Below are 8,638 nucleotides of genomic sequence, written 5' to 3' on the forward strand. Positions count from 1 at the left end.
ATCTGACGGGACGCGTGATCTACTATGTCGGTCCCGTCCGGGCAGTGAGGAATGAGGTCGTTGGACCCGCCGGTCCAACAACCTCCAGCCGCTTGGACGATTTTACGGACAAGGTGCTCGCCGAAACCGGCCTTTTTGCGATGATCGGCAAAGCGGAAAGGGGACCGGCGGCCATCGAGTCGATTATAAGACACAAAACGCCCTATCTTGCTGCAGTGGGTGGCGCTGCGTACCTGATTTCAAAATCGATTAAGAAGGCGCGGATCGTTGCCTTTGAAGACCTGGGCATGGAAGCCATCTATGAATTCGATGTGCAGGACATGCCTGTTATCATGGCCGTCGATGTTGAGGGAAACTCCATTCACAATTCCGGGCCTCTCGAGTGGCGTAGGCGTATGGCGGCCGACAGCATCGCACGCAACATCGGCGTTTGAATCTTCCCAGTTAGGCGATTTCGGCCAGACACCAGCGTCAAATTGTTGGGCACGCCGTACGACGAGCGGCATTTGCGGTGCCTTGCGCCTCGGCGAGCCGGACGAGCAAGGCCTTCAATTCACCCCAATAGCTGAATGTGCCACTGAATACTGCATTGAGTATGCCGTCCACGCGATCGAGGCTCGAATGCAGTCGCGCGTCTATCAAGTACGGTAGCGGGGATTCAAGAAAATGGGTTATCTATTTTATTTATCAGAAGGTCTCTGCCGCCGCCGACTTCCTCTCCAGCTGCACCATTGCCCGTTAGGCGCTGGGGCGATAGCCAAATTACTTCTGCAGCTTTTCTCAGCGGATCGCTCTCCTTAGCTGATTTTCATACCCATTCTAGCACATCTCGGGCCTGGAACGGATGCCTTCCACTGCTACATTCGGTCGTTTCAATGATAATAGAATTGATCGGCACACGGCGCGCTGTCGATCGCTGCTTGAGAGCAACAGGTTATGAAGTCGAAACCCGATCCCGTGCAACTCGACAGTTGGGACGTCCGGATTCTCTCCGAGATTCAGGCAGACGGTCGGATTTCAAAAAGTGAGCTTGCAAAACGAGTTCATCTTTCGGCGTCGGCCTGTTCGGAGCGGCTCCGAGCACTCAAGGCCGCAGGAATTATTGAGGGATTTTATGCGCGACTGAGTCCTGCACTCGTCGGCGGCATGATCTTTGTGATGGTAGAAGTCGTGCTGGATCGCCATCGTCTTGAGGACCAACGAGTCTTCGAAACTGCAATCCAAGAGATTCCGGAAATCCTGGACTGCTGGGCAATTGGGGGGCGCGTGGATTATTTGATGCGGGTCGCATCTCGTTCTATGGCCGCCTATCAGGATTTCATGGAGGGACTGCTGCAGGCAGGCTTGGGGATTGATCAATACTATAGCCTTGTCGTCACGAAACCAGTGAAGTCCAATTCACCGATACCTTTGTCCGCCCTGAGGCAACGGTGAAAGCGAAAGTTTAAGTTTCAACGGCGTTTGGCACGGATCCCGTAGATTCGTCGGCAAAAGGCGCCCATTCCGACGAAACTCAAGGGACATTTGCGGTATACTAATTGCTGGAAAAAGGTGGCCGAGCGCTATCCGCCAGTTGATGGCGAGGAAGGACGATGCGCTTGAGCAATCTGGAACCGATCATTCCAGGAGACGGATCGAAGCAGCCATCGGACGCACTTGGCCAGCACGGTTACGGCGAGAAGCCAAACCGGATCGTGCCTGGTTGAGGAGGCGTCCATATCTAAGATGCGAAGTGCCGAAAAAATGCCTCTACCGCTACTTCAAGGGGGGAACTTTCGCCCTGGATTGGCGATCAGTGGCGATTGAGCTTAGTCGCGGTCAGCGCATCCGTGTGGGGGGGGCGAAATCTACAGCGAGGGTTTGGCAAGCCGACGGGTAGCGGGAGTGCAAGCTGGCCCGCTCGGCCCTGGCGACCAACCCGGCCCTCGACGCCTGCGGACATTCGGAGATCGCTCCATCGCGTTTTTACGTCGTAAGTTCGTTGCTGATCGAGATTAGGAGATCGTCTGTCCTGTTTGACATCGCTGGTCTCGCAGCCTTCTAAGCGAGGAGCATGGCTGTGCCGGGGTCGCGTAGGTGGGTGACAAGGCCGGTCACTCCTGCCAGCCGACGTGGTCTTTGAGAAGGTGGAGGTTGCGCTACCGGCTGGAGAGCATGGTGCCAGTTTTCACAAGACAAGGGTCGCTTAATCGAATGGGCGTCAAGTTCATAGATTGCGAACAGATCATGGGGGATTTGAATAGTGCTACTGACCGAGGCAGAGCTGAAAAGAGTTGCGAATGCCAGTCGAGGACATAGAGCCGCATCGATCGTTCTAAAGGAAGAGACGGCCGCAGCTACAGCCAGATCTTCATTCGACGTTTTTCTGTCACATTCTTTCAAGGACGCAGAGATCATTCTCGGTGTGAAGCGAATTTTCGAGGAGCTTGGGTTCACTGCTTACGTAGATTGGGTCGAAGATTCACAACTGGACCGCACAAAGGTCTCCTCGGCCACCGCCGAGTTGCTGCGGACCCGTATGAGGCAGTCAAAGACGCTAATCTATGTGCATTCAAACAATTCTCCAGAATCCAGATGGATGCCTTGGGAGCTTGGCTTTTTCGATGGGTTTCGGACCGCGGTAGCGGTTCTGCCCGTGGCAAAAAATTCTTCGGAAACATTCTCCGGGCAAGAATTTTTGGGCCTATACCCTTACATTGATGGGACAGGACCTGCATTCCTGTTTATGAACAGAGGGACCGCGCCTCGCTCAAGAATAGGCTCTGTAAGCTCGACTGCTACCCTCACGTTTGCAAAATCCTGGTTTAAAGAATTTACCGCCACAAAATAGACTGGTGTGCTTCAAAAATGAAATATCCTGGACTCTATAATAGCGCCGACGTGGCATCCAACGAGCAGCAGGCGACGTTTCTCCGCCTGATCCGGGCAGAGTACGTTCTTCTTTTTTTAGCGTCGGTGCTCTCTTTGGACTTGTCGCCATCAAAAGCCTATTTCGGTGTCTATGCTGCGGTATTTCTTTGCTCAATGGGAGTCCTCATTTTCCGGTCGGTCACAAAGCCCGAGCAGGTCTGGTATCAGGCTCGAGCTCTTGCAGAGTCGGTGAAGACATTGACTTGGCGCTTCGCGATGCGAGCACAGCCGTTCGATGACGCGCGCGCCGCTGACGCCAGAGCTGATTTTCGAAAGCTCATGGAAGGTATCCTTGATAGCAATCGTCACCTTGGTAGCGCGTTGAGCGGCACCGATTCAGCATCCCCCCAAACAACCGACCAGATGATGTCGATAAGGGACTCCCCGCTAAAAGAAAGAAAAGACATATATCTGCAGAGACGAATCTGCGACCAGCGGAAGTGGTACGAGAAGAAGGCGCGCTCGAACAAGAGGTCCGCGAAAGTCTGGATGGGCCTTGGTATTTTTGCATACGCTCTGGGATTCTCGTTCATCGTAGTACGCATCGCTGACCCCGCGATGCCTGGCTGGCCGACCGAGCCGCTAATTGTCATCGCCGCCTCGCTTATCGGGTGGACCCAGATCAAGAAATTTAACGAATTGGCATCGGCTTACACGTTGACAGCTCACGAGATCGGCTTGACTGCCGACCTTATTACGGACGCCAACTCGGATGAGGCATTCTCCGCCGCGGTGAACGAAGCCGAACTGGCTTTCTCACGGGAGCACACCCAGTGGGTTGCTCGTCAAAACAACTAAGAGACAACAATGGCATACAGCGATCCGACCTATGTAATATTTGACGGCGATGAAGACGCTTGGGCATACCGCTTTATGAAAGGGTGGAATGCCAGCGAGAATGTGAGTTTTGAATTCGCGAACGCTCACGATCTGGACAATATGACGAGCCGAGCACAGGACGAAGATTATGTTAAACGCAATCTTCGCAACAGAATGAATGGATCGAGCCAGGTACTTGTCCTGATCGGTGAGAAAACGAAAAACCTTTTTCGCTTCGTGCGCTGGGAAATGGAATTGGCCCTTGATCTAGGTCTGCCGATAATCGCAGCAAACCTTAACGGCTCGCGGCAACAAGATGCGAGCTGTCCGCCTATCATCAGGGACAAATGTGTTGTGCACGTGCCGTTCAAGATGAAGGCCATCAAGCACGCGCTAGCCAATTGGCCCAGCGAATTTCATCGGCTTTCAAACGCTCAGCGTGGCGATGGCGCCAGGAGCTATGGCGAAAGCACCTATCGCGATCTCGGCTTATAATCGCCCACCTAAAAGCACTTAGCCGCCAAAACATCCTCGCCATCCGCTGGCGGCGACTAGCCTTAGCAACGTCCCCCAGCGTGTTCCGAGCTTGCCGAGCGATGATAAGAAGAGACGTCCGATTTGCTGAGTTTGGCTGAAAGCTGCAGGTCATGTGCAACCTATTAGAGGAGCCCCGCTCGAAGCGTCGGATCGTCAGACAAGATCATGTCGCGCGAGGGCGCTGGTTTCGCGAGGAAAAGGAGCGGCTGTTCGATGTTTGAGGCTTGATCCAGCGTTTCGAGACTGCACGAGCGGCCAGCATTGATGGAGGCAGCTTTTCAGGCCGCGCAATTCTGTCGGCTCGCCCCCTCCTGCGAGCCGCAGCTCGGCTCGCCCTGCGCAGCAACCACGAATTTGCGATCGCAAGAAAGGCAACACGCTCACGATAGAACTTGGCGGCGCTGGTCGGCTGCGAATCAAGATGTCAATGGCAAGGAGCTCTCGCCGCGCGTCTTTGCCGGGCCGAACCTTCTGGCTATGCTCCTTCGAGAAGTCTGCCGAGCACCAGCCGCCGCACCGCCAAAGCGATCAATATGCGCGAGGGCACGACCTCAGCCTCTCAGCGCTGGCCAACCAGGTTGGAGCCTGTGCCGCGGCACGGAACCCGCTGCCTGCTGATCGAGGCGAATGTGCTTTGCCCCTGATCACCTGCATTACCACCCTTGGGAACGGCAAGACCGATCCGGACCGTCAGAATGTAAGGGATGACCGGCAGTTCGGCGGAACATGGCCGCCGGCGCTCTATCGTGCCTCGCGCGGCCGGCGGGAACAGCGTCCCGAGCGCTATTCATCCGTCAATATCGCCCGCTAATCGGGCACTATGCTGGGCGCATGCGCGTCGTAAGCTGTTCGTGTTTGCATGACGCGCCCCCGACCCTCGGCTAAGGCGAACGTGACGCCTTAGTTTTCACGGCAATTCGGGCCGATCCCGCGAATTTCACGGCGAATAACCTGCATTCCCGAGAAACTCAAGGGACGTTTCCGGTATGCTATTTGCTAAACAGGTGGCTGGCCGAGTGCCCTCCGCCAATTTATCGCGAGGAGAGGGACATGCGCTTGAGCAATCTGGGAACCGAGCAACTCCGGGAGAAGGATAGAAGCTTCGTCTTCCATCCTTCTACGCATTTGGCCAAGCACAGCCGAGGCGAAACGCCAAATAGGATTATGGCCGGTGCGGAAGGCGTCTATATCTGGGACACCGAAGGCCGAAGGAGCCTCGACGGTTTCGGAGGACTCTACTGCGTCAACATGGGATATGGATGCACGGAGATCGCCGAGGCCATTGCCAGGCAAGCACACGAATTGCCGTTCGCACACGTCTATGCCAGCCAAGGTACGGAGCCGGTCGCCCTGTTGGCAGAGGCCGTGGTCGAGTATTTCGGTCAGAACATGCGAAGGGTCTATTTCGGCCTCTCCGGTTCCGATGCCAACGAAACCAACATCAAGCTGGTCTGGTACTATAATAACATTCTTGGCCGGCCCGAAAAGAAAAAGATCATCTCGCGAAATCGCGGCTATCACGGGTCTGGATTGGTCACGGGTAGCCTAACTGGCCTTCCCTTCTTTCACAATTTCTTCGACCTGCCTCTGGATTTGGTGCGCCATACAACCACGCCGCACTATTACCGCCAGGCGCGTGTCGAGGAGAGCGAGGAAGCGTTCTCCCGGCGCTGTGCCGATGAGCTTGAAGCCTTGATCCTGGCCGAAGGACCGGAAACGGTTGCAGCTTTTATCGGAGAGCCGGTACTTGGGACAGGAGGTATTGTGCCGCCCCCCAAAGGGTACTGGACGTCCATTCAAGCGGTGCTCGACAAATACGATATCCTTCTAATCGCGGATGAAGTGGTCTGTGGCTTCGCGCGAACCGGCGAGAAGTTCGGTTCCCACCTGTATAACATGCGTCCGGATTTCGTGACCATCGCAAAGGGTTTGAGTTCCGCCTACCTCCCCATCTCCGGGTCAATCATTGGCGACCGTGTCTGGTCGGTTTTGGAACAAGGAACTGAGAAGCACGGCGCACTCGGCCACGGCTGGACATATTCGGGGCACACGCTTTGTGCCGCAGCCGCGCTCGCCAATATTCGACTGCTTAAAGAAAAAAATATTCTGGAGCATGTCCGCGATGTTGGACCGTATTGGCAAGACCGGATGAAGGCCGAGCTGGCGGGACATCCCATCGTTGGTGAAGTTCGCGGAGTGGGTATCCTGTCGGCCGTGGAGATGATGCGGGACCCAAAACAAAGGATACCATTCGAACCCGACCTTCAGGTCGGGGTGCGCACTGCAGCTGCTCTGTTTGAGAATGGCGTCATCGGACGGGCCATGCCGCATGGCGACATCCTCGGTTATGCCCCCCCCCTGATCATTACCCGAAAAGAGATCGACATCATTGTCGACGCGACGGTAAAGTCGGTCGATACCACCTATCGCGCGCTGAAGGCCGAGGGTGCCGTATGATTTTGCGATCGCGAAGGAGCGAGTCCGGAGGCAGGCATGTCCCTGCGCGCTACTGCGCCGAGCAGACCCAAAACTGTTGAATTCCAGATATCTGATCTTGAGCATGCTCCGGGCTATTTCAGTCACGATTTGTAACCGAATCAGTTCTGCCGCCGCTGTCCTGTTGCCCAACGACCAGGACCTCTGTGCGGCGCGCCCTGCGGGTGTACCTCCCCGCCGGCAGGGCGCCCTTTTTGACCCACGTAATCAGTATCATTATGGCCCGTGCGGGATCGAGGGTCTGGTAAAGGTCATCTGCACGTTCCGATGCAGATTGAGCTTAGACGTGCCCTTTACATCATTGCAGCGGGCCATAATCATTGCGGTGAATTTTATCACGTCAGGTATATAGAAGGACGATACTCACACGCCACCCCGTTCACAAGGAAAGGCATTTTAATATTGTTGAGACGATTTGCCTATCAAAGAAAAGAAAGCATCGCAACACTTCTTTGCGGATCACGGCGCCCCGGGTGGGGGATGAGCGGCTATCCGAATTGTTATGCTAATGCCGACCCAAATTCCTGCAAAAGCTGGGGTCAATGATGGCTTTTGGTCAGCGCAGGATGATTTCTCCTGATTTGGTCGGTGCAGGGGCGGTCATGATTTAATGCATGGAGATTCTCTGATTGAGCTGTTGAGATCATGAGGCGTCTGCCAGACGCCCATCGGGTGAGCCCAGCATGATTGGGATGACCGACGAAGATCGAAAGTGTGGCAGCATTCTGGAGCCCGGTCAGCCCAGCGACGCCCGCGAATTCAATCACGTTTGTCGGGACATACACGACGCAGCCGGAAGGCGTGCAGAAAGAGGAAGAATCGAGCGCGACGATGACGAGGCACATGCCACTTGTTTTCGAGACATTCCTTGAAAGACTGTCACAGAGTATCGATGAGGCAGATTTCCGGGATGCCATGGCTGAGGCGGCCGGACGACTTGACCTAATCTTCTTTGCCTACCTCTCCTTGCCAGCACGGCCTTCCGGCAAACCGAGGTTAATTTCAAACTATCCACCCCGCTGGACCAGACAGTATCTGGAAAATCAGTATGAGAAACTCGATCCTGTGGTCTTGCGTGCTCGAAATGGCGGCTGCCCGTTTCACTGGGGATCGAATTTGGGAGGCGATAAAATGTCGCCGGCTCAACAGCAGCTATTCGATGAGGCGGCTCAATTCAGCATCTGCTGCGGTTTGACGATCCCAATTGTCGATCTCCGCGGCCGCATCGCTGCGGTTACTTTTGCCGCCGATGAGCCTCGTCCAGTATTTCTTCGGGTCGCTGAGCGGTACGAACAAGCTCTTCAACTGATGGCGGCCTGCTTTCATCGTTGCGTTCGCCGCAAATTGCCGAGCGATCGAACAGTGGATGGGGTTTCGCTGACATCCCGCGAATATGAGTGCCTGAGGTGGGCAGCGCGGGGTAATTCAGCCTGGGTGACCGGCCGCATCTTGGGTATCAAGCCACGCACGATCGCTTTTCATTTGGACAATGCCAAGAAGAAGCTAGGCGTGCGAACCCAAAATCAGGCTATAGCCCTTTTGGGGTCCGAAGGGTCCTCAATTGTCTGAGAAGCTTTTTGATCCCCTTGTGCTCGGGCCATTCGATCGCGCGCTTTGTATCGAGCGTTGACTGGATGCCGAGATCTTCTGTTCCGCCGGCTCGGGCGATGCAGCCGTATTCTTCCAGTCCGCGCCGGTGATCATAGTCTATGGGTGCTCGAGCGGGTGTGTCGTCGCTGACGAGCTAGTTGTGGAGCCTCAACAGGTTGTCCTCGGTTAGAGCGAGGCGACTGATAGGTGTTTTGGACTTTAGGCTCCCGTGGGGACGGTGCCAATTGTATCTGTGCAGCCAGACCGGCAACTCTGCGGCGCGGTG

General features: G+C 55.3%; 8 protein-coding genes and 1 pseudogene. 8 read left to right on the forward strand and 1 reads right to left on the reverse strand.

The window, feature by feature from the left end; translation table 11 throughout:
• The 8 genes from EOA27_RS11735 to EOA27_RS11765 all read left to right on the forward strand — a co-directional run.
• Positions 1–434: fumarate hydratase C-terminal domain-containing protein (locus EOA27_RS11735; RefSeq protein ID WP_189562007.1), on the forward strand; the 434-nt coding region annotated here is incomplete at its 5' end.
• 502 nt (positions 435–936) lie between these two features.
• Positions 937–1,434 (forward strand): Lrp/AsnC family transcriptional regulator, encoded by a 498-nt coding sequence (locus EOA27_RS11740; protein ID WP_126080672.1) that lies wholly within the window; start codon positions 937–939, stop codon positions 1,432–1,434.
• Positions 1,435–2,242: 808 nt separating this feature from the next.
• Complete coding sequence (locus tag EOA27_RS11745; protein WP_189562008.1) at positions 2,243–2,830, forward strand: toll/interleukin-1 receptor domain-containing protein; 588 nt, start codon at positions 2,243–2,245, stop codon at positions 2,828–2,830.
• A 17-nt stretch (positions 2,831–2,847) separates the two neighbouring features.
• A complete protein-coding gene (locus EOA27_RS11750) occupies positions 2,848–3,708 on the forward strand; it encodes a DUF4231 domain-containing protein (protein ID WP_126087045.1) in 861 nt (286 codons plus the stop codon).
• A gap of 9 nt (positions 3,709–3,717) precedes the next feature.
• Complete coding sequence (locus EOA27_RS11755; protein WP_126080675.1) at positions 3,718–4,224, forward strand: TIR domain-containing protein; 507 nt, start codon at positions 3,718–3,720, stop codon at positions 4,222–4,224.
• Between the two features lie 676 nt (positions 4,225–4,900).
• Complete coding sequence (locus tag EOA27_RS40610; protein ID WP_164781893.1) at positions 4,901–5,077, forward strand: hypothetical protein; 177 nt, start codon at positions 4,901–4,903, stop codon at positions 5,075–5,077.
• A 239-nt stretch (positions 5,078–5,316) separates the two neighbouring features.
• Complete coding sequence (locus EOA27_RS11760) at positions 5,317–6,723, forward strand: aminotransferase (protein ID WP_063169303.1); 1,407 nt, start codon at positions 5,317–5,319, stop codon at positions 6,721–6,723.
• Positions 6,724–7,593: 870 nt separating this feature from the next.
• A complete protein-coding gene (locus EOA27_RS11765) occupies positions 7,594–8,331 on the forward strand; it encodes a LuxR family transcriptional regulator (RefSeq protein WP_082826574.1) in 738 nt (245 codons plus the stop codon).
• A gap of 175 nt (positions 8,332–8,506) precedes the next feature.
• Here the strand turns inward: EOA27_RS11765 and EOA27_RS11770 are convergent.
• Positions 8,507–8,638: pseudogene (locus tag EOA27_RS11770) on the reverse strand (IS481 family transposase); the annotation flags it as partial.

The organism is Mesorhizobium sp. M2A.F.Ca.ET.037.01.1.1, from assembly GCF_003998075.1.
Classification (GTDB): Bacteria; Pseudomonadota; Alphaproteobacteria; order Rhizobiales; family Rhizobiaceae; genus Mesorhizobium.

What these genes read in the sequence shown, in the direction of transcription:
- EOA27_RS11740 (WP_126080672.1), top strand. Translation starts at nt 937, where the DNA reads ATGAAGTCGAAACCCGATCCCGTGCAACTCGACAGTTGGGACGTCCGG.
- EOA27_RS11750 (WP_126087045.1), top strand. Translation starts at nt 2,848, where the DNA reads ATGAAATATCCTGGACTCTATAATAGCGCCGACGTGGCATCCAACGAG.
- EOA27_RS11755 (WP_126080675.1), top strand. Translation starts at nt 3,718, where the DNA reads ATGGCATACAGCGATCCGACCTATGTAATATTTGACGGCGATGAAGAC.
- EOA27_RS11760 (WP_063169303.1), top strand. Translation starts at nt 5,317, where the DNA reads ATGCGCTTGAGCAATCTGGGAACCGAGCAACTCCGGGAGAAGGATAGA.
- EOA27_RS11765 (WP_082826574.1), top strand. Translation starts at nt 7,594, where the DNA reads ATGACGAGGCACATGCCACTTGTTTTCGAGACATTCCTTGAAAGACTG.